The sequence below is a fragment of the Rhizobium mesosinicum genome (assembly GCF_019511345.1).
Lineage (GTDB): Bacteria > Pseudomonadota > Alphaproteobacteria > Rhizobiales > Rhizobiaceae > Rhizobium > Rhizobium mesosinicum.
Genome location: NZ_JAEUAK010000006.1, coordinates 256143 through 278253, shown reverse-complemented (window position 1 = coordinate 278253; position 22111 = coordinate 256143). Strand labels below are relative to the sequence as shown.

24 protein-coding genes and 1 pseudogene are annotated in these 22111 nt (G+C 60.2%); 10 read left to right on the top strand and 15 right to left on the bottom strand.

Features of this window, described 5'->3' with window-relative positions:
• The first annotated feature begins 49 nt into the window (after positions 1–49).
• Positions 50–1066 (top strand): DUF2125 domain-containing protein, encoded by a 1017-nt coding sequence (locus JNB85_RS18275; RefSeq protein ID WP_220335729.1) that lies wholly within the window; start codon positions 50–52, stop codon positions 1064–1066.
• On the opposite strand, the gene JNB85_RS18270 is transcribed toward JNB85_RS18275, so the two are convergent.
• From JNB85_RS18270 to JNB85_RS18255, 4 genes and pseudogenes are all read right to left on the bottom strand, one after another.
• Entirely contained in the window at positions 1063–1479 is a 417-nt protein-coding gene (locus JNB85_RS18270; RefSeq protein WP_220335728.1) for a GNAT family N-acetyltransferase, read from the bottom strand. The genes JNB85_RS18275 and JNB85_RS18270 overlap by 4 nt on opposite strands.
• A 2-nt stretch (positions 1480–1481) precedes the next feature.
• Positions 1482–2429, bottom strand: a pseudogene (locus JNB85_RS18265) (prephenate/arogenate dehydrogenase family protein); the annotation flags it as partial.
• On the bottom strand, positions 2405–3502 hold the full coding sequence (gene hisC, locus JNB85_RS18260; protein WP_220335726.1) for a histidinol-phosphate transaminase: 1098 nt from the start codon (positions 3500–3502) through the stop codon (positions 2405–2407). The pseudogene JNB85_RS18265 and the gene hisC, both read right to left, overlap by 25 nt.
• Before the next feature lie 99 nt (positions 3503–3601).
• On the bottom strand, positions 3602–4378 hold the full coding sequence (locus tag JNB85_RS18255) for a class I SAM-dependent methyltransferase (RefSeq protein WP_220335725.1): 777 nt from the start codon (positions 4376–4378) through the stop codon (positions 3602–3604).
• A gap of 54 nt (positions 4379–4432) precedes the next feature.
• Here JNB85_RS18255 and gloB point away from each other — a divergent pair, with 54 nt between their 5' ends.
• A complete protein-coding gene (gene gloB, locus JNB85_RS18250) occupies positions 4433–5203 on the top strand; it encodes a hydroxyacylglutathione hydrolase (protein WP_220335724.1) in 771 nt (256 codons plus the stop codon).
• A gap of 2 nt (positions 5204–5205) precedes the next feature.
• Positions 5206–5646, top strand: a complete 441-nt coding sequence (locus tag JNB85_RS18245) for a cupin domain-containing protein (protein WP_220335723.1) — start codon at positions 5206–5208, stop codon at positions 5644–5646.
• Here JNB85_RS18245 and yddG read toward each other — a convergent pair.
• Positions 5643–6539, bottom strand: a complete 897-nt coding sequence (gene yddG / locus JNB85_RS18240; RefSeq protein WP_220335722.1) for an aromatic amino acid exporter YddG — start codon at positions 6537–6539, stop codon at positions 5643–5645. The two genes, JNB85_RS18245 and yddG, sit on opposite strands and share 4 nt — an antisense overlap.
• Before the next feature lie 34 nt (positions 6540–6573).
• Positions 6574–7356, bottom strand: a complete 783-nt coding sequence (locus JNB85_RS18235; RefSeq protein WP_220335721.1) for a DUF3108 domain-containing protein — start codon at positions 7354–7356, stop codon at positions 6574–6576.
• Between the two features lie 241 nt (positions 7357–7597).
• Between JNB85_RS18235 and rpmB the strand changes: the two genes are divergently transcribed.
• Together rpmB and JNB85_RS18225 are read left to right on the top strand one after the other, a co-directional pair.
• On the top strand, positions 7598–7894 hold the full coding sequence (gene rpmB, locus JNB85_RS18230; RefSeq protein WP_007822210.1) for a 50S ribosomal protein L28: 297 nt from the start codon (positions 7598–7600) through the stop codon (positions 7892–7894).
• A gap of 135 nt (positions 7895–8029) precedes the next feature.
• Positions 8030–8665 carry a VUT family protein gene (locus JNB85_RS18225; RefSeq protein ID WP_220335720.1) on the top strand — a complete coding sequence of 212 codons (636 nt, stop codon included), beginning with the start codon at positions 8030–8032 and terminating at the stop codon, positions 8663–8665.
• Between the two features lie 295 nt (positions 8666–8960).
• On the opposite strand, the gene JNB85_RS18220 is transcribed toward JNB85_RS18225, so the two are convergent.
• The 5 genes from JNB85_RS18220 to JNB85_RS18200 form a co-directional block, all read right to left on the bottom strand.
• Positions 8961–9512 (bottom strand): AAA family ATPase, encoded by a 552-nt coding sequence (locus JNB85_RS18220; protein ID WP_220335719.1) that lies wholly within the window; start codon positions 9510–9512, stop codon positions 8961–8963.
• 74 nt (positions 9513–9586) lie between these two features.
• Entirely contained in the window at positions 9587–10585 is a 999-nt protein-coding gene (locus JNB85_RS18215; protein ID WP_220335718.1) for an esterase-like activity of phytase family protein, read from the bottom strand.
• A gap of 21 nt (positions 10586–10606) precedes the next feature.
• Positions 10607–12508: a cobaltochelatase subunit CobT gene (gene cobT, locus JNB85_RS18210; protein ID WP_220335717.1), complete on the bottom strand. Its 1902-nt coding sequence runs from the start codon at positions 12506–12508 to the stop codon at positions 10607–10609.
• Between the two features lie 12 nt (positions 12509–12520).
• Positions 12521–13513 carry a cobaltochelatase subunit CobS gene (cobS, locus tag JNB85_RS18205; protein WP_220335716.1) on the bottom strand — a complete coding sequence of 331 codons (993 nt, stop codon included), beginning with the start codon at positions 13511–13513 and terminating at the stop codon, positions 12521–12523.
• A 313-nt stretch (positions 13514–13826) separates the two neighbouring features.
• Entirely contained in the window at positions 13827–14447 is a 621-nt protein-coding gene (locus tag JNB85_RS18200; RefSeq protein ID WP_007822228.1) for a J domain-containing protein, read from the bottom strand.
• Between the two features lie 104 nt (positions 14448–14551).
• Between JNB85_RS18200 and JNB85_RS18195 the strand changes: the two genes are divergently transcribed.
• On the top strand, positions 14552–14833 hold the full coding sequence (locus JNB85_RS18195) for a BolA family protein (RefSeq protein WP_112545555.1): 282 nt from the start codon (positions 14552–14554) through the stop codon (positions 14831–14833).
• Positions 14834–14836: 3 nt separating this feature from the next.
• On the opposite strand, the gene JNB85_RS18190 is transcribed toward JNB85_RS18195, so the two are convergent.
• Genes JNB85_RS18190 through JNB85_RS18175 form a run of 4 tightly spaced genes read right to left on the bottom strand, consistent with a single transcriptional unit; the run spans position 14837 to position 18402 of the window.
• Entirely contained in the window at positions 14837–15316 is a 480-nt protein-coding gene (locus tag JNB85_RS18190) for a DUF2938 domain-containing protein (protein WP_220335715.1), read from the bottom strand.
• Between the two features lie 58 nt (positions 15317–15374).
• A complete protein-coding gene (locus JNB85_RS18185) occupies positions 15375–16685 on the bottom strand; it encodes an HlyC/CorC family transporter (protein ID WP_220335714.1) in 1311 nt (436 codons plus the stop codon).
• The gene (gene aroB, locus JNB85_RS18180) at positions 16685–17815 is read right to left on the bottom strand and encodes a 3-dehydroquinate synthase (RefSeq protein ID WP_220335713.1); all 1131 of its coding nucleotides are present in this window, start codon (positions 17813–17815) and stop codon (positions 16685–16687) included. Before aroB ends, JNB85_RS18185 begins: the two co-directional genes overlap by 1 nt.
• Complete coding sequence (locus JNB85_RS18175; protein WP_220335712.1) at positions 17812–18402, bottom strand: shikimate kinase; 591 nt, start codon at positions 18400–18402, stop codon at positions 17812–17814. The genes aroB and JNB85_RS18175 overlap by 4 nt, the downstream gene beginning before the upstream one ends.
• A 146-nt stretch (positions 18403–18548) precedes the next feature.
• Between JNB85_RS18175 and JNB85_RS18170 the strand changes: the two genes are divergently transcribed.
• The 4 genes from JNB85_RS18170 (at position 18549) to JNB85_RS18155 (ending at position 22111) form a co-directional block, all read left to right on the top strand.
• Positions 18549–18725, top strand: coding sequence for a hypothetical protein (locus tag JNB85_RS18170; RefSeq protein ID WP_007822234.1), 177 nt, complete (start codon positions 18549–18551; stop codon positions 18723–18725).
• 4 nt (positions 18726–18729) lie between these two features.
• On the top strand, positions 18730–19683 hold the full coding sequence (xerD, locus tag JNB85_RS18165; RefSeq protein ID WP_220335711.1) for a site-specific tyrosine recombinase XerD: 954 nt from the start codon (positions 18730–18732) through the stop codon (positions 19681–19683).
• A 62-nt stretch (positions 19684–19745) separates the two neighbouring features.
• On the top strand, positions 19746–20699 hold the full coding sequence (locus tag JNB85_RS18160; protein WP_220335710.1) for an acetyl-CoA carboxylase carboxyltransferase subunit alpha: 954 nt from the start codon (positions 19746–19748) through the stop codon (positions 20697–20699).
• Between the two features lie 185 nt (positions 20700–20884).
• Complete coding sequence (locus JNB85_RS18155) at positions 20885–22111, top strand: L,D-transpeptidase family protein (RefSeq protein ID WP_220335709.1); 1227 nt, start codon at positions 20885–20887, stop codon at positions 22109–22111.

Here is a 22111-nt window from a genome sequence, read left to right as displayed (position 1 = left end):
ATCGCACGCCAGATCAAATCAGATTTCGCTCTCACCATTGGAGAACATCATGGCAGCGTCAAGCCAATCCGGCAGCGGCCAATATAGCAGCGGTAGGAAATTCTGGTTGCTGGGTGGCGCCATCCTTCTGGTGATCGCCCTCTATGCGGGCGGTTGGCTTTATGCGGCCTCCGCACTGAAACAGACTGTGCTGACCGCGATCGCGCCCCGCGCCGATGTCGGCGTGAGCGGCGAGTGCTCCGATATCGAATTCCGCGGCTTTCCTTTCCGCATCGGACTTTTTTGCTCCAAGGTGGATGTGGACGACAATGTAAACGGTATTTCCGCCACCTTCGGCGCTCTTCGCTCCGCCGCTCAGGTCTATGCCCCCGGCCACATCGTCTGGGAACTCGACTCGCCTGCCGAAATCCGTACCGCGCAGGGCCTGACCGTCAATGCCCAATGGGACAATCTGCAATCGAGCCTCGTCACCAAAGCACAAGGCATCGACCGTACCTCGACGGTCATCGACGGGCTGAAGGCCGTGGCCATCTCCTCCTTTACCGGTCAGACCGTCAATTTCGATGCCGCCCGCACCGAAATCCACCTGCGGCAGAACGGAGCGGATCTTGACGGCGCAATCTCCGTCGAAAACGCCGATGCTGTAATCAAGGAATGGCCGCAGGTCTTTCCGAAATTCTCCGCCAGCGCCGACCTGACGTTGATTGGCAAAGCCGGAATGATCGACGGCACCGACGAACAGGGGATCCACGGCTCTCAGGGCGAGCTTCGCCGCATCGTCGCCGATATCGGCGATGGCAAGGTGATGACCGTCTCCGGCCCCTTTGCCTTCGACGAAAACGGTTTCCTGTCCGGCAAGTTCAAGCTGGAGATCGAGCAGCTCGGTCCCTGGGGCAAAAGCATCAAGGAGGCATTCCCGGATGTCGCCTCGACAGTCGATACCGCGACCAAGCTGTTGAAGGCGCTTGCTGGCGGCGGCGACAAGGTTTCCGTCGATCTCGTCGTCGACCACGGCAATGCAACGGTGAGCGGCTTCATCCCGCTCGGCAAAATCCCGCCGGTTTAACCGAGTTTTTTAAGGAAGAAGACTTCCGGCACCGTCTGGATACCGGGCAGTTCGATCGATCCGGTTTCGGAAAAGCCGTTGCGGCGATGCCAATCCTGCGGACGGCTTTCATCGCACTCGCTCGACGTCATCAAAAGGCTCGCGCCGCTCTCATGCATCTCCGTTTCCCAGGCGAGAAACAGCGCCGTGCCGACGCCGGACCGGCGATGGCCATCCAGCACCCGGATCATTTCCATATAGGGAATCCGTCCCCAGAAACGGGAGAAGCGCAGAAAGCCTATGATTTCATCTTGCTCTCGGGCGATCAGGTATTCGCCGAGATCGATGCAGCGGGAAACCCAGGCTTCGCCGACATGATCTTCGCGAAGCAGCCATTCCTTCTCCGTCCGGCCCGGCTTCGCGATCTCGATCATGACTATTTCTTTTCCAGCGGATGCGGGCGGCCGAAATCCGGCGCATCAACATCCTGCCCTGCCTGGACGATCGAGCGGCGGATGGCGCGGGTGCGCGTGAAGAGTTCGAAGATCTTGTCGCCCTCGCCCCAGCGGATCGCCCTCTGCAGATAGGCGAGATCTTCCGAGAAACGCGCGAGCATTTCCAGGATCGCGTCACGATTGTGCAGGCAGACATCCCGCCACATCGTCGGATCTGATGCCGCAAGACGGGTGAAGTCGCGGAAGCCGGAGGCGGAATATTTGATGACCTCTGATTCCGTGACGGTCTCAAGATCGTCGGCCGTGCCGACGATATTGTAAGCTATGAGATGCGGCAGATGCGAGACGATGGCGAGGACCTTGTCGTGATGCTGGGCATCCATCTCGTCGACTCGGGAGCCGAGCGCTTCCCAGAAGCTGCGCAGCGTCTTCAGCGCTGTCGGGTCGGTTCCTTCGAGCGGCGTCAGGATGCACCAGCGCCCTTGGAACAGGCCCGGGAAGCCCGCATCCGGGCCGGACTTTTCCGTACCCGCGATCGGGTGGCCGGCAATGAAATGCACATGGCTAGGCATATGCGGCTGCATCTGCGCAATCACGGAAGCCTTGGTGGAACCGACATCCGTGACGATCGCGCCGGATTTCAGGGTTCCGGCAATCTCTTTCGCCACGCTCTCGGAAGCGCCGACCGGCACCGAAACAATCACGAGATCGGCATCCTTTACCGCCTCGGCCGAGGAGGTCGTATAGTGATCGCCAAGCTTCAGCTCCTCAGCGCGCTTCAGCGTCTCGGCGCTGCGCGTGGCGACGATGACTTCTTTGGCAAGTCCGAGCCGCTTGATATCGTGAGCAAGGGAGGAGCCGATCAGACCGATACCGATCAGGGTGATGCGATCGAACTGCACCGTCATGCCTTGCGCCCCATGAATTCGCCGAGCGCCTCGATGACACCGTGATTGGCCTCTTCCGGACCGACGCTCATGCGCAGCGAGTTCGGAAAGCCATAGCTGCGTACTGCGCGCAGGATATAGCCGCGGCTCGTAAGGAATTCGTCGGCATCTGCGGCACGTTTGCCGTCGGTTTCGGGGAAATGGATGAGAACGAAGTTGGCGACCGAGGGCGTGACCTTGAGGCCAATGGCCTCGAATGCGCTCGTCAGCTTCTCGATCCACATCTGGTTGAAGGACACGGCTTCCTGAACGAAGGACTGGTCGCGAATGGCTGCCGCACCCGCCGCGATTGCCGGCGCATTCATATTAAACGGACCGCGCACACGGTTCAGCGCATCGATGATCTCGACGGGGGCATACATCCACCCGACGCGTAGAGCTGCAAGACCGTAAGCCTTCGAAAAGGTACGGGTCATGACAACGTTGGCGTTCGAGGAGACGACCTCGATGCCGGATTCGTAGTCATTGCGGCGGACATATTCCGCGTAGGCTGCATCAAGCACGAGGACGACATGCTTGGGCAGGCCGGCCTGCAGGCGGCGGATCTCGCTGACTGGAATATAAGTGCCGGTCGGATTGCCGGGATTGGCGATGAAGACGATTTTCGTCTTGTCTGTCACCGCAGCAAGGATCGCATCGACATCGACCGTGTGGTTCTTTTCCTTGACCACGACAGGCGTCGCACCCGCGCCCATGATCTGAATCTTATAGACGAGGAAGCCGTGCTCAGTGATGATGCCTTCGTCGCCGGGGCCGAGATAGACGTGGCAGAGCAAGCCCAGCAATTCGTCGGAGCCGTTGCCGCACAGGATGTTTGCCGGGTTGAGCCCATGTACCGAAGCGATAGCCTCGCGTAGCTCAAGCGCCTGTCCATCAGGATAACGCTCAAGATTGCCTGCTGCCGCCTTGAATGCTTCGATCGCCTTGGGGCTCGCGCCAAGCGGGGTCTCGTTGGAGGAGAGCTTGTAGACGCGGGCGACACCCGGTGCATGCTCCTTGCCCGGCACATAGGCTGCGATATCGAGAATACCGGGACGCGGAACGGGTTTGCTCATCTCAACGCTCATGGATCGACCTTGGAAACTGCCGGAAAGCCGGCGAAAGACTTGAGTGCAATTAAAGCGGAACGGCGATTTTGTCGAGTGCTGCAGCGCTCAGCGGCTGCGTGTGGTCGGCACGCCGTGCGGCGCAAGCACAGGCACAAAGACGCGGCGGGAGGCGCGGGCGGCAACCGGCAGACCCTGATAGAGCCGCTTCTGTGCCTCGACGATGATGACACCAGAAAAAGCCGGCCAGAGCATGCGGCCGATCCGCTCGAAGCCGCGACGCAAGCGCAGCACGGCGCGCAGTTTCGATGGCGGGAAGAACAGAGCCTCGGCTGTGGCACCCGGCGTGAAATTGGTCTCTCGCAGCAGATGGGTCAGCTGGCCGCGGGAATATGGCCGGCCGGAGCCGAAGGGCGTATGCTCCATGCGCGCCCAGACACCGCGGCGGTTCGGTACGACGATAACGAGGCGGCCGCCCGGCGCCAGTACCCGCCAGAGTTCCTTCAGCGTCTCGCGCGGACTTTCCGCAAATTCTAGCGAATGCACCATCAGGACGCGATCGATCGAAGAATCCGGCAGCGGCAGTTCCTCGTCGAAGATCAGCGCGGTGGAGGAAAGCGAACCGACAGGCCAGTTAACCGCCCCCTGGCCGGCCGGCATAAAGGCGAAGGTGCGCTCCGTATCGGCCTGGAACCGGTCGAGGAAAGGCACGGAATAGCCGATGCCCACAAGCCGCTCCTGCGGCAGCCGAACCCAAAGCGACGATAACGCTATGGCGATCGACTGCTCGGCCATGCGCCCCAGTTCGGAATGATAGAATTGGCGAAGATCGACGATATCGGCGTGCATTATTTCAAATGTTATCAGCGACCCGTTGGACTTCAAGGCCGGAACCTCTACATTCCCGGTCAGTTCGAGGGATAAGGGATTATTTGAGCGATGAAACCTTTGGAATTAGAAGTTTTTCTCTGCCGCAGCGACAATTTCGGCGTTCTGGTCCATGATACGGAGACCGGGCAGACCGCCTCGATCGACGCGCCCGATGCGGCAGCCGTCGAAGCTGCTGCCGCACGCCGCGGCTGGAACGTCACTCACATCTTCACGACCCACCACCACATCGACCACGTGGAAGGCAATCTGGCGTTGAAGGAACAGTATGGCCTTGAGATCATCGGCCCAGTTAATGAAGCCGTGGCAATCCCCGGCCTCGACAAGACGATGAGCGACGGCGACAGCTTCCTCTTCGGCGACCATACGGTGAACGTCATCGAAACGCCCGGCCATACTGCGGGCCACATCTGCTACCACTTTGTCGACGACAAGCTGCTTTTTGCCGCCGACACGCTCTTTGCGCTCGGCTGCGGCCGCTTGTTCGAACGACCCGCCGCCGACATGTGGCATTCGCTGCAGAAGCTGGCGGTCCTGCCGGATGAGACCGCTATTTATTTCGGCCACGAATATACGCTCTCCAACGCCCGCTTCGCAGTTACCATCGACCCCGACAATGAGCGTCTGAAAAGCCGCGCCGCGGAAATCGAGGCGCTACGCGCCGAAGGCAAGTTCACCATCCCGACGACGCTGGCGCTCGAAAAAGAAACCAACCCCTTTCTGCGCGCGGCCGATCCCGCTATCCGCCGCAACCTGCTGATGGAAGGCAAGACGAACGAAGAGGTCTTCGCCGAGATTCGTAAGCGCAAGGACAATTTTTAGGCATGGCCGGAAAAGAACTCACTTCCGAGGAGATCATTCGCGAACTCAGCATGCAGCCGCACCCCGAAGGCGGCTGGTATGTCCAGACCTTCCGCGACACGAATGGCGGGGAGCGCGGCCATTCGACGGCAATCTATTATCTGCTGGCCAAGGGCCAGCGCTCGCATTGGCATCGTGTACACGACGCGGCAGAGGTCTGGCACTACTATGCCGGCGCGCCGCTGGCTCTCCATCGCTCCAAAGATGGTGGCAGCAGCGAAACGCTGAAACTCGGAACGGACATTGCGGGCGGCGAGCGGCCGCAGGCGATCATCCCCGCCAACTGGTGGCAATCGGCCGAGACGCTGGGCGACTATACGCTGGTCGGCTGCACGGTGGCCCCTGGCTTTGAATTTTCCAAATTCGAGATGGCGCCGCCGGACTGGAAGCCCGGCATTATCTAAGCCCGCTCAGCCTCGACCGTCTGCATCTGCGGCTTGCGGCGGAACATTTCCTGCGCTGCCAGCACTGCACCTCCAGTGATCAGCAGGCAGGCAAGCGCGATACGCCAGCTCGGCTCAGCAATGCCGAAAACGGTCAATATCAGCGTTGAAAGCAGCGGTGCGGCATAACTTGCCGCGCCGAGTATCTGGATATCGCCGTTCTTGACACCGTAATCCCAGGCATAGAAGGCCGCACCGACAGGGAAGAGACCAAGCCCAGCCACCGCAACCCATTCGAAGCCTGTTTCCGGCCAGATCGTCGTCTCCAGTCCCAGATGGCAGATCAGCGAAAGCACTGAGGTCGCAAGGCAAAAGCCAGTGACCACATCGGTCGAGACCGCATCGAAACGCCGCGTCAGCAGCGAATAACCGGACCATGTGAAGGCGCAGAGGAAGGCCGCACCATAGCCGACGGCATAGGCGCCGTCGAAATCGATGCCGTTGCGCCCGACGATCAGGAAAGTGCCGCAGAGACCTGCCAGAGCGCCGACAATGTGGTACCAGCGCAGCCTCTCGCCCGGCAGCAATGCCGAACCGACCACGATCAGCAGCGGCCACAGATAGGCAATCAAGCCTGCCTCGACGGCCGGTGCGTTTCTCAGCGCCGTGAAATAGAGGAAATGGTAGCCGAACAGACCGGCAATACCGGTGATCCAGACCTTTGCCGGCTGCCTCAGGAGGGCGATGCGCGATGGGTTGAGGGTAAGCACGAAAATGCCGGGAAGACTGCCGATGGCAAAGCAGATGGCTGAAAGCTGGAACGGCGGCATCTTGCCTGACGCAGCCGTAAAGAGCGCCAGGAACGACCACATGAGAATGGCCGTAAAACCGATCAACGTTGCCTGAAGCTTCACGCCATCCCCCTCGCGGAGACTTGCGCTAGCTCCGTCAGCTGTTCACGCGGCCGTATTTCACAGCCGTGATCGTCACCGTACCGTATTCCGTGGGAATGCGGACGTAGACCGGAGCATATACATTTGCCGCCTCCGCCTTGGCAAACCAAATTTCCATGCGATTGCTCTTGCTGAGATAGACGAGATCCTTGCGGCCCTTCTTGTAACCGGAGCGCGGAACGAAGCGCACGCCGCAGACAGTCGCCTTGCCTTTGAACCCATCCGTCGAGAAATCTTCGTCGCCCTTCGGCGAAAGCACGAGGTCCATGCGCGTCTCGCCGTCGAAGATCGGCAGCTTCTGTGAGCAGACATTCGTATCACCGGTGAAGATGAGACCGGAGATCGGGTCAAGCACAGAGCGCATGTCACTCTGCGTTACCGGAATCCACTCTTTCGGCCTGCGTGGCTCAGGCGTCGTGGTGGCCGAAACGATGTCGCCGTTGCGGTAGCTGACCTCATAAGTCCGCGCCTTCTTGCCTTTCTTATAATAGAGAACGTATTTCGCCGCTTGCAGCCTGTCATTGCGCACAACGCCGCTGACACTGGTCTTGGCCAGGATGTCGGTCACAAGATCGGCAAGACCGGCCGACTTGATATCGCCGTCAATATTGTAGCTGTGATCGTCTTCGATCTTCGTGAGGAAGGCGGCGCGCGCGATCGTCAGGCCGGCAAGGGCCACCTTATATTCCGTGCGATGCTGTACTTCGCTCGCACCGGCCGGCTGGGCCAGGAGCACCGCAAATGCCGAAACCAATATCTGTCTGCCAAGGTGAGCCATAGTGAGAGCCTTGTCTTGCCGGGCCGAGTGCGCCCTTGAACTGCGGTCTATACTCCTGCCGCATTGCGAAGAAAACAGCAGCTTTTTGACAGAATTGCGGGAAAGGCCAAGGTTTGGCTTGACGCGCGCGACCGGTCTGACTATAGAACCGCAACTTTCCAATCATGGCCTGATGGATCGCGCAGCCGGTTGTTGCCGGATTGTCATTCAATGGCCCGAGAAAAACAAGAATAGGTGTTCCATGTCCCGCATGTGCGAATTGACCGGCAAGGCAGTCCTGACTGGTAACAATGTCAGCCATGCCAACAACAAGACCAAGCGCCGGTTCCTCCCGAACCTGTGCCAGGTTACGCTGATCTCCGACGCGCTCGGCCAGCGTTACCGTCTTCGCGTTTCGGCTGCTGCTCTTCGTTCCGTCGAGCATCGTGGCGGCCTCGATGCCTTCCTGCTCAAGGCAAACGAAGGCGAACTTTCGATGCGCGCCCGTCTGCTGCGTCGTCAGATTGTCAAGAAGACCGCTGAAGCCGCTGCTGCTTAAGCTTCGGCCAACGTCCTTCTAAAGCTTTGAAAGGCTTGCACGGATAATACCCGGACAAGCCTTTTGCTTTGCCAGGCTGGCCCTCGTTCCAGCCTGAAATTTACTCGAACTGGTGGCATCACCCAGGATAAAAAAATGCTGAAGACCCGCTACACGCTTGCCTATGTCCCCCTGATGACGCTTGTCGTCGTCGCCTCTAACTTCCTCGTTCAGTTTCCGCTGAACGCCACGATTGCCGGCATCAATCTTGCCGACATTCTCACCTGGGGCGCTTTCTCCTATCCGATCGCCTTCCTGATCACCGATCTGACGAACCGCCAGTTCGGCCCGCAGGCTGCGCGTAAGGTGGTTTTCGCCGGCTTCGTCGTTGGTGTTGCGCTTTCTTTCTTCACCTCGGTTCCGCGTATCGCAATCGCCTCCGGCTCCGCCTATCTCGCCGGCCAGCTTCTCGATATCGCTGTCTTCAACCGCCTGCGCCGTCAGGCCTGGTGGCGCGCGCCGCTCCTCGGCTCATTGATCGGTTCGGCGCTGGACACCGTGATGTTCTTCTCGCTGTCCTTCGCCGCCTTCTTCGTCTTCCTCGGCCCGAACGAACCCTTCGCGCTGGAAAACGCGCCGATCTTCGGTGTCCTCTCGACGGAAGCTCCGCGCTGGTTCTCCTGGGCACTCGGCGATTTCGCGGTAAAGATGCTTGTCGGCCTGGTGATGCTGCTGCCCTATGGCGCCCTCATGAACGTGCTGCGCCCCATGCAGTCGGCCGTTGCGCGGTAAAGACCAGCCTGCAATCCACCGCAGGATCGGAATCTCTGAATTCCCCACCTTGCTCCTCGCTTTGGATGGGATCATTTCTGGCTGAGCGGCCCAGGAAAACGCTCTGACCATGAATGCTGGACGGACTGGCTGTAGGCTTGCTGCAGCCAGTCCGCACAAGCCGTTGCGCACTAGCCGAAGATCTCACGACGACTACAGCATCGGCCCGAAAATCGGAATCGATTTTCGGAAAGCCTGATGCGTAGATTCAAAGAGTTAGAGCGTCCTTTGTGCGTCCGAATGGACGCACGGCGCTCTAAGGGCGCCTTGCAATGACCGCCGGATGGCTCAGCACCTCCGCAACGAGTTCTCCGACAGGCCGTGATGAATCGAGCCGCAGGATTGGCTTCGTCAGCGTCTTCAGCCACTCCTCATGCCCAACGAGACTTCGGCGTTCCGGTCCCGCCGTATCGTAGCTCCCCGCCCATTCCATGAATTCGCGGCTTTTCACCGCCATGTCGCCACCGGGCCTGATCCTATCGCCGTACCGCTCCTCCTCGCGCCTGCGGATGCGCTCCATACGTGCGACGGGATCGATCCTCAGAAAGACGACCAGATCGTAAAGCGGCTCGAATTCCGAGCCCCATTTCATTGCCGAGCCGGAGAGCACCCAGCCGGCATCGGGCAAAGCTTCCTGCCTGAGCATCGCGATACGCGCCCCAACCTCGCGCTGCGTCGTGAAGGGCGGATCGGTCGGCATCCAGAAGAAATGATCGGTATCGAGATGACGGATGCCGAGCAACTCGGCCAGCGCAAGGCCAAGCGTGGTCGTGCCGGAGCCCGACGCTCCCGTGATGTGGATGTGCATGGTACGCTCTCAAAGGCTGATGTCGAAAAGGACGGCCCGCATAGCGCAAAGTTATGACACCCGTTCGACGGTCCTCAATCGATGAGTCGGAACTCCAGCATCAGATTGCGCTGCAGGATGGAGTGATTGTCGTCAGACACCAGGATGACATGCGTCGTGCCATCGGCCGCCTGGAAGGCATCGAGCCCTTCCATATTGTCGATATTGTAGTTGAAATTGCCCTCGACGAGCAGTTCCCCATTCACAATGGCGCCAGGTTTGATATCCGCCTCTTTGATACGGCGGATGCGCATGCCGATGCCTTCGGCCATATTGAAGCGCCGCTCCAGCAGCAGCAGGTCGCCATCCGGCAGGAAGGCACCGTCGGTCACATCGAAGCTGCCATCCTCCTCGACCGTGAACTGCCCCTTCAGCGGGCCGCTCAGAATGGCCGCAAGCCGGTTGCCGTCCTCGTCTAGGCTACGCTCCGCCACAATTACGGGCGCGCCTTTCAGCGGGCTCGAGGCGGGGGCTATGACAACTGTTTCAATCCCGCGGTTTGACCGCATCTCGTCACGTGGAATGAGGATCCCGACCGTCGACAGGGATCGCGAGTCGAGAAAACCTGGATCCGGATAGACGTCGACGCGATGATACTGTTCGAAGGAAACCAGAATCCGGTCGCCATCCAGCGCGAGGCCTTCGGCATCCATATGCCCCTTGCCCTCATAGGTCCGGCCAACCCGATCCCGCATCGGCGTGATTTCGACATCGGAAAGCCCGGACAGCCTGCCCATGGCGTCGCGTTCGATGTTGCCCGTCAGCCATTGCCCGGTATCGAGAACGCCGACGAAACTCTTGCCGTCAGGGCGCATGCGGATGGAAGAAAGCGAGCCGAAGAGCGAATTGCTCGACACCATCTCCAGCCCGCCGATAAATTCCAGCGGACCGAAACGGGTTTCGTCCCGACCGATATGGAAATCCGAAATCTTGCGGCTGACGATCGTCGCAGGCTCGCCCGCATGAGCGACTGACAAGCCTGTCGCGAGGCCGAGGACGACCAGAGCCGCGCGAGACAGGTTTTCAAACGCCATGCGGTGTTTCCCCGGACTGTATCAGCCAGCGCGGCGCAGGCGGCCACCGCGCGGCTGCGCGGCATGATCCTCGAACAACCCGGCAAGCTGCTCCGTCATTGCGCCGGCAAGCTCGTCTGCATCGACGATCGTCACGGCACGGCGATAATAGCGCGTCACATCGTGACCGATGCCGATTGCCAGAAGCTCGACCGGAGAACGCGTCTCGATCTGCTCGATCACGGCGCGCAGATGCCGCTCCAGATAATTGCCTGGATTGACCGAAAGCGTGGAATCATCGACCGGCGCGCCATCCGAAATCATCATCAGGATGCGGCGCTGCTCACGCCGCGCCAGCAGCCGGTTATGCGCCCAGATCAGCGCCTCGCCATCGATGTTTTCCTTGAGCAGGCCCTCGCGCATCATCAGGCCGAGATTGGTGCGCGCGCGCCGCCATGGGGCATCGGCCGACTTGTAGACGATGTGACGCAGGTCGTTGAGACGGCCTGGCGTCTGCGGCTTGCCGTTGGCAAGCCAGTTCTCGCGTGCCTGACCGCCCTTCCAGGCCTTCGTCGTGAAGCCGAGGATTTCCACCTTGACGCCGCAGCGCTCCAGCGTGCGCGCCAGGATATCGGCGCAGGTCGCGGCAACAGTGATCGGGCGGCCGCGCATGGAGCCGGAATTGTCGATCAGCAATGTCACGACCGTATCGCGGAACTGCGTATCGCGCTCCATCTTGAAGGAAAGCGGCTGCGTCGGATCGATGATGATGCGCTGCAGGCGGGCCGTATCGAGATAACCTTCCTCGAGATCGAAATCCCAGGAACGGTTCTGCTGTGCCATCAGCTTGCGCTGCAGGCGGTTGGCGAGACGACCGACAGCACCTTGCAGATGCGCCAGCTGCTTGTCGAGGAAAGCGCGCAGGCGCTCGAGTTCGGCGGCATCGCAGAGCTCTTCGGCCGTGATGATCTCGTCGAATTCCTCCGTATAGACGTGGTAATCGACCTTTTCATTGAAATCGGCAAACGGCGTGTTCGGGCGGCGGGTTTCGCCAGGCGTCTCCGAATCGTCGTCGCCTTCTTCCATCATGTCGTCGTCGGAGATTTCGGCGCCTTCGGTTTCGCCGTCCTCCATCTGCTCGTCAGCGACTTCGCTGTCTTCGACCGGTGCGGCATCGCTGCCGGCATCCTCATCGACCTCATCCTCGTTCTGCTCGTCGCCGGTCGGCTGATCGTCCTCGTTTGACTGGTCATCGGAATCGGGGTTGCTGTCGTCATCGCCATATTCCTCGGCCATTTCCATAGCCGATAGCATGTTGCGGATGACCTTCGAGAAAGCCTGCTGGTCGTTGATGACACCGGAGAGATTATCGAGCTCGCTGCCCGCCTTCTCTTCGATGAAGGACCGCCAGAGATCGAGAACCTTTCCGGCGGAAGCCGGCGGTTTCTGACCGGTGAGCTTCTCGCGCACCATCATCGCAACGGCTTCGCCGACCGGCGCGTCTTCCTGCCGTTCGATGCCGGTGAAATTCGCCTTGGCGTATTTCTCCTCTGTCATCGAACGCAGGTTGGCGGCCATGCCTTCCATCCGCAGCGAACCGATCGATTCTACGCGCGCCTGCTCGACGGCATCGAAGATCGCCCGGGCATCGGAGCCTTGCGGCGCCATGCTGGAATGGACCTTCTCGTCGTGACAGGCAATACGCAGTGCCATCGAATCGCCGAGCCCGCGCGTCACCGCCAGCTCATGCGCCGTCGGGCGCTTGGAAAGTTCCGGCAGACGGATACGCTCGCCCGTCATGCCGGGACGCTCATTGGCGAAGGCTACCTCGACCTGGTCATCGCCCGCGATCGCGCGCACGCACCCCGTTATCGCCCGCCGCAACGGCTCGACATCGACGGGCGCACCAGGCTTTGCTTTCGAATTGTCACCACGAGATGCCATGATCGACTGGCCTTAAGCCCCCAGCACGATGTTGGCAGCGCTTTCCTTCAGTTCCACGCCGAAGGCGCGCTGATAGTGCTCGGCCACCAGAGGACGCTCCAGCTCATCGCACTTGTTGAGGAAGGTGACCCGGAAGGCGAAGGCGATATCGCCGAAAATCTCGGCATTCTCGGCCCAGGTGATGACGGTACGCGGACTCATGACCGTGGAAAGATCACCGTTCATGAACGAAGCGCGCGTGAGATCGGCAACACGAACCATCTTGGAAACCGTATCGCGGCCTTCCTTGTCCTTGCCGAAGCTCTTCACCTTGGCGGCGACGATATTCACTTCGTGGTTGTGCGGCAGATAATTCAGCGTCGAGACAATCGACCAGCGGTCCATCTGTGCCTGGTTGATCTGCTGCGTGCCATGATAGAGGCCTGTCGTATCCCCAAGACCGATGGTGTTAGCGGTCGCAAACAGGCGGAAGGCCGGGTGAGGACGGATGACACGGCTCTGGTCGAGCAGCGTCAGGCGGCCGGAGGATTCCAGCACCCGCTGAATGACGAACATCACGTCCGGGCGGCCAGCATCATATTCGTCGAAGACGAGCGCGACATTGTGCTGGTAGGCCCAGGGCAGGATGCCGTCCTTGAATTCGGTGACCTGAAGCCCGTCCTTGACGACGATCGCATCCTTGCCGACGAGATCGATACGGCTGACATGGCTGTCGAGGTTGATACGCACGCACGGCCAGTTGAGGCGGGCGGCAACCTGCTCGATATGCGAAGACTTACCCGTGCCGTGGTAGCCGGAGATCATCACGCGTCGGTTGTGGGCAAAGCCGGCGAGGATCGCGAGCGTCGTCTCACGGTCGAAGAGATAGTCGGGATCGAGATCCGGAACATAGGCGTCGCCCTTGCTGTAGGCGGGCACACGAATGTCGGAATCGATGCCGAAGACCTCCCGGACCGAAACGGTGGTGTCGGGCAGTTCGGAAATATCAAGGTCAATCTTGCTCATCATGTCTCCAAGGCGGGTGACGGTCACCCGACCACACTATCTCAGCCATTGCGCGACCATGGCGCCGCAGTATCTTTTCCGCGTTCTCCAAGGGTCGGAACGTCGGCGATACTTCTCCGGGACTGAAACGAAACCTCGGCGGGATAATGACCGCTGGCGAGCATTCTTGAAAGAGTCCCGGACAAGAAACGCCGCGTCCGGAAGGTCGGCAGAGGCGATGTCGGGAAAACGCACAAATATATATGCCGCGGTTGCCTGCGGCCTCAGCCGATGTGGACCATACCCGATTGAAGCTTAAGAGCAAGGACGGGAATTAACAAAAACCGTTCTGCTTCAATAATTGATAGGCCTGGATGACCGCGCGGAAACGCTCTTCAGAGCCGCGATCGCCGCCATTCGCATCGGGGTGATGCTTCTTGACCAGTTCCTTGTACTTGCTCTTGATCTCCGCCGAGGTGGCGTTCGCTGCAAGTCCCATCGTATCGAAAGCCTTAGCCTCCAGCGATTTCAGCTTGCGGGCCTGCGGAAAGCGCGGGCCGCTGCCCTTGCCGCCACCTTCCTTCACGAATCCGAACGGATCACGTACGCGTGAATAGGCGCCGGAGCGAACTTCGGCATGCAGCGGGGAGTTCTTGGCATCCTTGTTGACGCCGACAGTCCAGGTAGGGCGATGACCTGTTATCGCCTCCTTCTGATAGCGCGCGATTTCGCCGTCCGAGAGGCCGGAGAAATAATTGTATCCTTTGTTGTAGTCCTTGACGTGCTCGAAACAGAACAGAAAGAACTGGCCTTCCGCATTGCGTCCCACAGGAGCGCGATGCGTGCCTTTTTTGTCGCAGCCGTCCCACTGACAGCTTGGAGGCGCCTGTTCAGGCTCCTGCTCTCGCCTGCGGCGCGTTCGGATGCGATCGAAATATTTGGAATCAAGTCTCATGGCGGCGCTAATTATGGGGCTGCTGACTGACGACAACAAGAATTGACAAACACGAATGTTGCTGGCTTGGTGGGAACCTTTTTCGTGAACTCAGAAGACCGGCGATGACACTCCAGACCAGCATCGAAGAGAAGCTCAAGGCGACTTTCGCACCCGAACGCCTTTCCGTCATTAACGAGAGTCATCTGCATGCCGGCCACCAGCCAGACATCACAGGCGCGGGCGAGACACATATGCGCGTTCGAATCGTCTCCGCAAAATTCGTCGGCATGTCTCGGCTGCAACGGCATAGGGCGATCACAGACCTCTTGAAGCCCGAGCTGGATGCCGGGCTTCACGCATTGGCCGTCGAGCCGGCAGCGCCTGGCGAACCGACGCGCTGGTAATCCTCAGCGAATAATCAGTGCGGTCGCGTAGAGCCCGAAACCGAACACTGTGTGGGCCAGCAAATTGAGCACGCGAACTTTGGTAGGGTTCGGCGTCTTCGAAGCCGCCCACCCAAGGCCGAGGCCAGGCTGCATCAGAAACCAGCCCGCGCCGACGGTGACGATGCCGAGAATCCAGGCCGGCAGGAAAGTCGGCGCAGCAAACCACGCCGGACCAACGAAGATCGCCAACAGGATGCCGTAGAGGATTCCGACCACATAGTGGCCGATCCAGCCGAGCGCCAGCTCGTTGGCATAGGGCGCGGCATCAGCGATACTATCGTGAAAGACCTTACCCTTGCCGAGGTGCCAGAACCAGCGGCCGGCCGGCGCCCAGTTGGGCGCCGGCGTCACGCCGAGCTTTGCGAGCAGGATCGCCCAGATATCCATGAGGACTGTCGCCCCGAGGCCGATGGCGACGGATCGCCAGAAAATGTCGAACATGTCAGATCCTGTAGGATGGGGCGGTGCACGGAAATGGCGCCGGTAACGGAAATCTTAGTCAGGTGGCTTTAGTCTCATCTTCCTCGGCGGGACGGATACGCAGCTTGGTGATGCGGTTTTTCTCCCGCTTCATGACGACGAAGCGCTTGCCGTAGAAGGTAAAGGCCTGCCGCTCTTCGGGAATGGTCATCGATTCATGGATGACGAGACCGGCAATCGTCGTGGCTTCCTCGTCCGGCAGGTTCCAGTCCAGCGCACGATTGAGATCGCGGATCGGCACGCCACCATCGACGACGATGGAACCATCGGCCTCCTGTCGTACGCCCTGCATGTCGATATCATGCTCGTCCGAGATGTCGCCGACGATCTCTTCGAGAATATCCTCGAGCGTCACGATGCCCTGCACCTCACCATATTCGTCGACGACGACGGCGAAATGCTGTTTGCGGCGCAGAAAGGCATTGAGCTGGTCTTCGAGATTGGTGCTATCGGGCACGAACCAAGGCTTCTGGGCGATCTTGACGATATCGAGCTGCTGCGGCTCCATGTTCGGCTCGGCCAGCGCCCTGAGCAGATCCTTGGCGTGCACAACGCCGATGATATTGTCGATCGTACCGCGCCAGAGCGGCATGCGCGTATAGGGACTTTCGAGGATCGCCCGCACCACCGCCTCGGGCGGATCGTCGGCATTGATCGCCCGCATTGCGGTGCGATGAACCATGATGTCGGAAAGCTCGAGTTCGCCGAGATCGAGTACGCCGCCGAGACGGTCGCGGTCGGCCTTCACGACCGAGCCTTCGCGATGCAGCAGGTCGACCGCGCCGCGCAGCTCTTCATGTGCCGACAGCATCGAGACTTCACGCGACAGGTTGATACCGAAGAGGCCGAGAATCCGGCGGACGATCGCATTGACGAAGGAAGAAATCGGGCCGACGACGGCAACGAAGAGACGCGTCGGTATTGCAACACTGAGCGCAAAACGCTCGGGCGTGGAGATCGCCCAGCTCTTTGGTAAGACCTCCGCGAAGATCACGAGGATGATGGTCATGGCAAGCGTTGCCAGCGCCACGCCGGAATTGCCGAAGATCCCCAGAAATACGCTTGTCGCCAACGACGACGACAGGATGTTGGCGAGGTTGTTGCCGATCAGCAGCGCACCGATCAGCCGGTCACGGCGCTCGATGAGGGTTCTGACAAGACCGGCGCGTTCGTCGCCATTGGCTTCCAGCGTATGGATCCGGCTTCTCGAAACCGCGGTCAGCGCCGTCTCGGATCCCGAGAAGAAGGCAGACATCAACACCAGAGCCACGATCGAAAGGATCTCCGGCCAGTAGACCGACAAAAACGCCAGGGTGCCCTCGACTGACATCAGGGATGTTTTTCCTTGAGAAAGCTGATTACTTCGGAAGCCGGCACGTCATCGGCGACGAATGACCGGCCGATGCCGCGGGTGAGAATGAAGGTGAGCTTACCGCCCTTGACCTTCTTGTCCTGAGCGATCGCATCCATCAGCATTTCGGCGGGCGGCAGGGTGCCCGGGATTTCCGACATGCGTGTCGGCAGGCCGACCGCCTTCAGGTGCGCCTCGACACGGCGGGCATCGTCGGGGCTTGCAAGGTTCATGCGCGCCGAAAATTCATGCGCCAGCACCATGCCGATCGAAACGCCTTCACCATGGACCAGCCGGCTGCTGTCATAGGCGGTCGCGGCCTCCAGCGCATGGCCGAAGGTGTGGCCGAGATTGAGCAGCGCCCGCTGGCCGTTTTCCCGCTCGTCGGCAACCACGACATCCGCCTTGGCCTGGCAACTCACCGCAATCGCTTCGATACGAGCAGAACCGCCGGCAAAGACTGCCTGCCAGTTGTTCTCCAGCCAGGCGAAGAAATCCGGCTTGTCAATCAGTCCGTATTTGGCGACTTCGGCATAGCCGGCGCGGAATTCGCGTTCGCTCAGGGAATTCAGGACATCGGTATCGGCAAGAACCAGATCCGGCTGATGGAAGACACCGATGAGGTTCTTGCCGTGGCGGCTATTGATGCCGGTCTTGCCGCCGACGGAGGAATCAACCTGGGAGAGCAACGAGGTCGGCACCTGTACAAAACGCACACCGCGCCTGACGATGCCGGCGGCAAAACCCGAGAGGTCGCCGATGACGCCGCCACCAAGCGCGATGACGTAGTCGTTGCGTTCGACGCGGGCTTCCAGAACCTTGTCACAGACATTGATCAAATGCTCGAAACTCTTGGTCTTCTCGCCGGCCGGCAGCACGACATCAGCCGAGGCGATGCCGGCAGCATCGAGGCTCGCCTTCAAGGCATCGAGATAAAGCGGTGCCACATGCTCGTCGGTGATAACAGCGGCCTTGCGGCCCTTGATCCGCGAGGCGATCTCACTGCCGGCGCGGGCGATGAGCCCCGGCCCGATCATGATATCATAGGCTCGCTCGCCAAGTGGCACATGCACCTTGCGGACGGCGGAAGCTGACGCGATCGTGTTCATGATACTGCACTTTCCTTCTGGGCCTCGACCACGGCTCTCAGCACTTCATCGGCCATGACTTCCTTGCGCACGTCGCGCGAAAGCACCGTGAGATCGGCCTCGGCATAAACGGGGTAGCGGGCATTCATCAGATTTTCGAGCGTCTGCTTCGGGTTTTCGGTCTTCAGCAGCGGACGTGTATCGCGCTTGTTGACCCGATCCCAGAGCACGTCGAGATCTGCTTTCAGCCAGATCGAAAGGCCGCCCTTCTTGATATGCTTGCGCGTGCGGGCATTGATGAAGGCGCCGCCACCAGTAGAGACGACACGCGGCCCGCCCTTCAGCAGACGCTTCATCACCCGAGCTTCGAGCGCCCGGAACTCTTCTTCCCCATAAGCGGCGAAAAGCTCGGTGATCGTCATGCGGGAGACGCGTTCGATCTCTATATCGCTGTCGACGAAGGGAACGCCGAGCTGTTGCGCAACGAGGCGACCGACCGAGGATTTTCCGGCTCCCATGAGGCCGACGAGGATGAGATTGCGTGAACCGAGCGCGGCGCGAGCTCTATCTCTCAGGCTATCTGCAACGGAAACTGGGGGTTCACTCATCGGTCCATTCACACTTTGTTTGCAAACGGTATCGACAAATGCGGGTGTAGCGTCAAGTCGCGGGCAAGGGAATCATGGTCTCACTGCGCCTTCTTGCACTTGCAAACATGCTTCTTATAACAGAAGCAGTTCTAAGGAGTAGCCGGATGCCGAGCCTGATCCGTTTCCTGTCCGTCCTGGCGGTCATCGCCGGACTGATCTATGGAGCGATGTGGGCGCTCGTCACCTTCGTGGAGCCGCAGGAACGCGATGTGACGATCCGCATCCCTTCCGAGCGCGTAAACCCGCCCTCGACGGGCACCATCAACACCACGAAGAAGTGACGCGATGAAGGACCTCGGCCGCGTCCATGTGGAATCATTCCTGGAAATGATGAGTGCCGAACGGGGTGCTGCGGTCAATACGCTGCAATCCTACGAACGCGATCTGGACGACCTGCGCTGCTTCCTGCACGGCCGCAGCATCCGCCTGACCGAGGCGGCATCCGGCGATCTCGGCGCCTATCTCGCCTCGCTGTCCGCGCAGGGTTTCAAGCCTTCCTCGCAAGCCCGTAGGCTTGCCGCCATGCGCCAGTTCTACAAGTTCCTCTACGCCGAGGGCCTACGCACCGACGATCCGACCGGCATTCTCGACGCACCGAAGAAGGGCCGCTCCCTGCCGAAGACGATGGGCGTCGATGAAGTGACCAAGCTGCTGACGCAGGCAGAAACCGAGGCCGCTGACCCTGCCGCCGGTCAGCTTCACCGCATGCGCATGCTGGCACTGCTGGAACTGCTCTATGCCACCGGTATGCGTGTCAGCGAGCTCGTCTCGCTTCCCGCCCGCGTTCTCGATCAGGAAGGCCGTTTCCTGATGATCCGCGGCAAGGGCAACAAGGAGCGGCTGGTACCGCTTTCCCAATCGGCAATTGCCGCGCTGAAAACCTACGGCCGCATGCTGGCGTCTGAAAACGCCGCATCAAAACAGCCCCAGGAGAGCCCCTGGCTCTTCCCGGCCGCCTCGAAAGAAGGTTACCTGCCGCGACAGGTTTTCGCCCGCGATCTCAAGAATCTGGCAATCCGCGCGGGCCTCGCACCGTCGATGATCTCTCCGCACGTCATGCGACACGCCTTCGCGAGCCACCTTCTGGCCAATGGTGCGGACCTGCGCGTGGTGCAGGAACTTCTCGGCCATCAGGACATTTCGACGACACAAATCTATACGCATGTTCTGGAAGAACGGCTCCAGCAACTCGTCCACACGCACCACCCCCTTGCAAAACAGGCGAAAAAGCACGAATAGGACCGGCGACAAGGGACGGAACCAGGAAACTGCCCCGCGCACAAGGAACGGAAACGCACCTCATGCACAACTATCTCGACTTCGAAAAGCCGATCTCCGACCTCGAAGGTAAGATCATCGAGCTTAAGAAGCTGGCGACGGAAGACGAAAGCATCGACACCTCCGACGAAGTCGGCAGGCTCGAAGTTCGCGTCCGCGAGGCGATCGTCGAGATCTATTCGAAGCTCAACGCCTGGCAGAAGACGCAGGTCGCGCGCCATCCGCAGCGTCCGCATTTCGTCGACTATGCCAAGACGCTCTTCCAGGAATTCACGCCGCTTGCCGGCGACCGCAAGTTTTCCGAGGATGCTGCCATCCAGGCTGGTCTTGCCCGCTTCCGCGGCCAGCCGGTCGCCGTTATCGGTCAGGAAAAGGGCAACGACACCAAGAGCCGCCTGAAGCACAATTTCGGCAGCGCCCGTCCGGAAGGCTACCGCAAGGCGATCCGCATTCTTGAGATGGCTGACCGCTTTCAGCTTCCTGTCATCACGCTCGTCGATACAGCAGGCGCCTATCCGGGCGTCGGCGCCGAAGAGCGCGGTCAGGCCGAGGCCATCGCCCGTTCGACGGAAATGTGCCTTGGCGTCAAGGTGCCGCTGATCTCGATCATCATCGGCGAAGGGGGCTCAGGCGGTGCGATCGCGATTGCCACCGGCAATCGCGTCTACATGCTCGAACATTCGATCTACAGCGTCATCTCGCCGGAAGGTGCCGCCTCGATTCTCTGGCGCGATTCCACCCGCGCCAAGGAAGCGGCGACCAACATGAAGATCACCGCCGAGGACCTGAAGGGGCTCGGCGTCATCGACGGCATCATCCCCGAACCGCTCGGCGGCGCACACCGTGATCCCGACAGCGTCATCGCCGCGACGGGCGACGTCATCGCCAATGCGCTGGCCGAAATGGCTTCCCGCTCCGGCGAACAGTTGCGCAACGACCGCCGCCAGAAATTCCTCGCCATGGGCCGCAATCTGTAGATCCCACAAGCCGGCGCAGCCGATTGGGGCCAAATCTTGGCCACAATATTGTTATCTGTACTTGCAGGACACGTCCGCGCAAGTCATAGGCTGGTAAGGATTTATCAAGTATAAGCCGCCTATGATTCCGCGCTATGCCCGGTTTCCGTAAGCGGGTTGGGTCGCATTGTTGATGGGCTGATTGAATGCGCATACGTCATTTTGCCTATGTTTCGCTCATGGCGCTGGCTCTGACCGGCTGCAATGACGCATTGGAATCGGCTCAAGGCATCGACCTTTCGACGGTCAAGAACAAGGTGGAGCAGCCGCTTCCCGCCCATATCCTTGCCGACATGTCGGCCAAGGGCATGGACCGCAACTCGCCGATCATGATCCGCATCTTCAAGGAAGAAGGTGCGCTGGAAGTCTGGAAGGCGAAGACGGACAACCGGTTCGAGAAGATCGCCGGCTACAAGATCTGTGCGTGGTCCGGCAAGCTGGGCCCGAAGGTCAAGACCGGCGACCGGCAGGCGCCGGAAGGCTTCTACAACCTGAGCCGCGCCAACCTGAACCCCAATTCCAAATATTACCTGGCGATCAACACCGGTTTTCCGAACCGCTATGATGCCGTCAACGGCCGCACGGGCAGCGACCTGATGATCCACGGTGCCTGCTCATCGTCCGGCTGCTATTCCATGACCGATCAGCAGGTTCTGGAAATCTACGCCTTCGCCCGTGACGCCTTCAAGGGCGGTCAGGAAAGCGTCCAGCTTCAGGCCTTCCCCTTCCGCATGACGGCCGAGAACATGGTCAAGCACCGCCTCGACCCAAACTATGATTTCTGGAAGATGCTGAAGGTCGGCTACGACCATTTCGAAGTCACCAAGCGCCCGCCGGAAGTGAATGTCTGCGAGAAGAAATATGTCTTCAACCAGCAGGCAGCCGACGGCGGCAGCTTCAATCCGGCCGGCAAGTGCCCGGCCATGTCGACGCCGCCGGCGCTGACGGCCGCTCTCGCTTCTTACGGCAAGACCTACGATGCCGAGTACCAGACGGCCCTGAAGAAGTATGATGGCCTTGCCTGGTATGACCCGACGGAAGCCGAGCGCAAGGCAGTCGTCGCCAAGCTGCGCAAGGGCCGTGAGTTGGCCTATGCTCCAACAGGCACTTCTCTGGAAGCCGGCCGCATGGTTAAGGTCGCCGAACTCGAAGACATGATGGCCAGGCAGTCCGCCCAGAGCGTTGTCGCCAAGACTGCCAACGGCGCAACGCCGACCACACAGGCTCAGGTGACCACCGTCGCTGCAGCACTACCGGCAAACATTCCAGTGCCGATGCAGAACCCGCTGGCCTATGCCGCACCTGAGCCCGCACCACAGGAAACTGCAGACGCCACCAAGAAGCCGTTCTGGAAGTTCTGGGCCAGGAACTGA

What these genes read in the sequence shown, in the direction of transcription:
- JNB85_RS18275 (WP_220335729.1), top strand. Translation starts at nt 50, where the DNA reads ATGGCAGCGTCAAGCCAATCCGGCAGCGGCCAATATAGCAGCGGTAGG.
- JNB85_RS18270 (WP_220335728.1), bottom strand. Translation starts at nt 1,479, where the DNA reads ATGATCGAGATCGCGAAGCCGGGCCGGACGGAGAAGGAATGGCTGCTT.
- hisC (WP_220335726.1), bottom strand. Translation starts at nt 3,502, where the DNA reads ATGAGCAAACCCGTTCCGCGTCCCGGTATTCTCGATATCGCAGCCTAT.
- gloB (WP_220335724.1), top strand. Translation starts at nt 4,433, where the DNA reads ATGAAACCTTTGGAATTAGAAGTTTTTCTCTGCCGCAGCGACAATTTC.
- JNB85_RS18245 (WP_220335723.1), top strand. Translation starts at nt 5,206, where the DNA reads ATGGCCGGAAAAGAACTCACTTCCGAGGAGATCATTCGCGAACTCAGC.
- JNB85_RS18235 (WP_220335721.1), bottom strand. Translation starts at nt 7,356, where the DNA reads ATGGCTCACCTTGGCAGACAGATATTGGTTTCGGCATTTGCGGTGCTC.
- rpmB (WP_007822210.1), top strand. Translation starts at nt 7,598, where the DNA reads ATGTCCCGCATGTGCGAATTGACCGGCAAGGCAGTCCTGACTGGTAAC.
- JNB85_RS18225 (WP_220335720.1), top strand. Translation starts at nt 8,030, where the DNA reads ATGCTGAAGACCCGCTACACGCTTGCCTATGTCCCCCTGATGACGCTT.
- JNB85_RS18220 (WP_220335719.1), bottom strand. Translation starts at nt 9,512, where the DNA reads ATGCACATCCACATCACGGGAGCGTCGGGCTCCGGCACGACCACGCTT.
- JNB85_RS18215 (WP_220335718.1), bottom strand. Translation starts at nt 10,585, where the DNA reads ATGGCGTTTGAAAACCTGTCTCGCGCGGCTCTGGTCGTCCTCGGCCTC.
- cobT (WP_220335717.1), bottom strand. Translation starts at nt 12,508, where the DNA reads ATGGCATCTCGTGGTGACAATTCGAAAGCAAAGCCTGGTGCGCCCGTC.
- cobS (WP_220335716.1), bottom strand. Translation starts at nt 13,513, where the DNA reads ATGAGCAAGATTGACCTTGATATTTCCGAACTGCCCGACACCACCGTT.
- JNB85_RS18200 (WP_007822228.1), bottom strand. Translation starts at nt 14,447, where the DNA reads ATGAGACTTGATTCCAAATATTTCGATCGCATCCGAACGCGCCGCAGG.
- JNB85_RS18195 (WP_112545555.1), top strand. Translation starts at nt 14,552, where the DNA reads ATGACACTCCAGACCAGCATCGAAGAGAAGCTCAAGGCGACTTTCGCA.
- JNB85_RS18190 (WP_220335715.1), bottom strand. Translation starts at nt 15,316, where the DNA reads ATGTTCGACATTTTCTGGCGATCCGTCGCCATCGGCCTCGGGGCGACA.
- JNB85_RS18185 (WP_220335714.1), bottom strand. Translation starts at nt 16,685, where the DNA reads ATGTCAGTCGAGGGCACCCTGGCGTTTTTGTCGGTCTACTGGCCGGAG.
- aroB (WP_220335713.1), bottom strand. Translation starts at nt 17,815, where the DNA reads ATGAACACGATCGCGTCAGCTTCCGCCGTCCGCAAGGTGCATGTGCCA.
- JNB85_RS18175 (WP_220335712.1), bottom strand. Translation starts at nt 18,402, where the DNA reads ATGAGTGAACCCCCAGTTTCCGTTGCAGATAGCCTGAGAGATAGAGCT.
- JNB85_RS18170 (WP_007822234.1), top strand. Translation starts at nt 18,549, where the DNA reads ATGCCGAGCCTGATCCGTTTCCTGTCCGTCCTGGCGGTCATCGCCGGA.
- xerD (WP_220335711.1), top strand. Translation starts at nt 18,730, where the DNA reads ATGAAGGACCTCGGCCGCGTCCATGTGGAATCATTCCTGGAAATGATG.
- JNB85_RS18160 (WP_220335710.1), top strand. Translation starts at nt 19,746, where the DNA reads ATGCACAACTATCTCGACTTCGAAAAGCCGATCTCCGACCTCGAAGGT.
- JNB85_RS18155 (WP_220335709.1), top strand. Translation starts at nt 20,885, where the DNA reads ATGCGCATACGTCATTTTGCCTATGTTTCGCTCATGGCGCTGGCTCTG.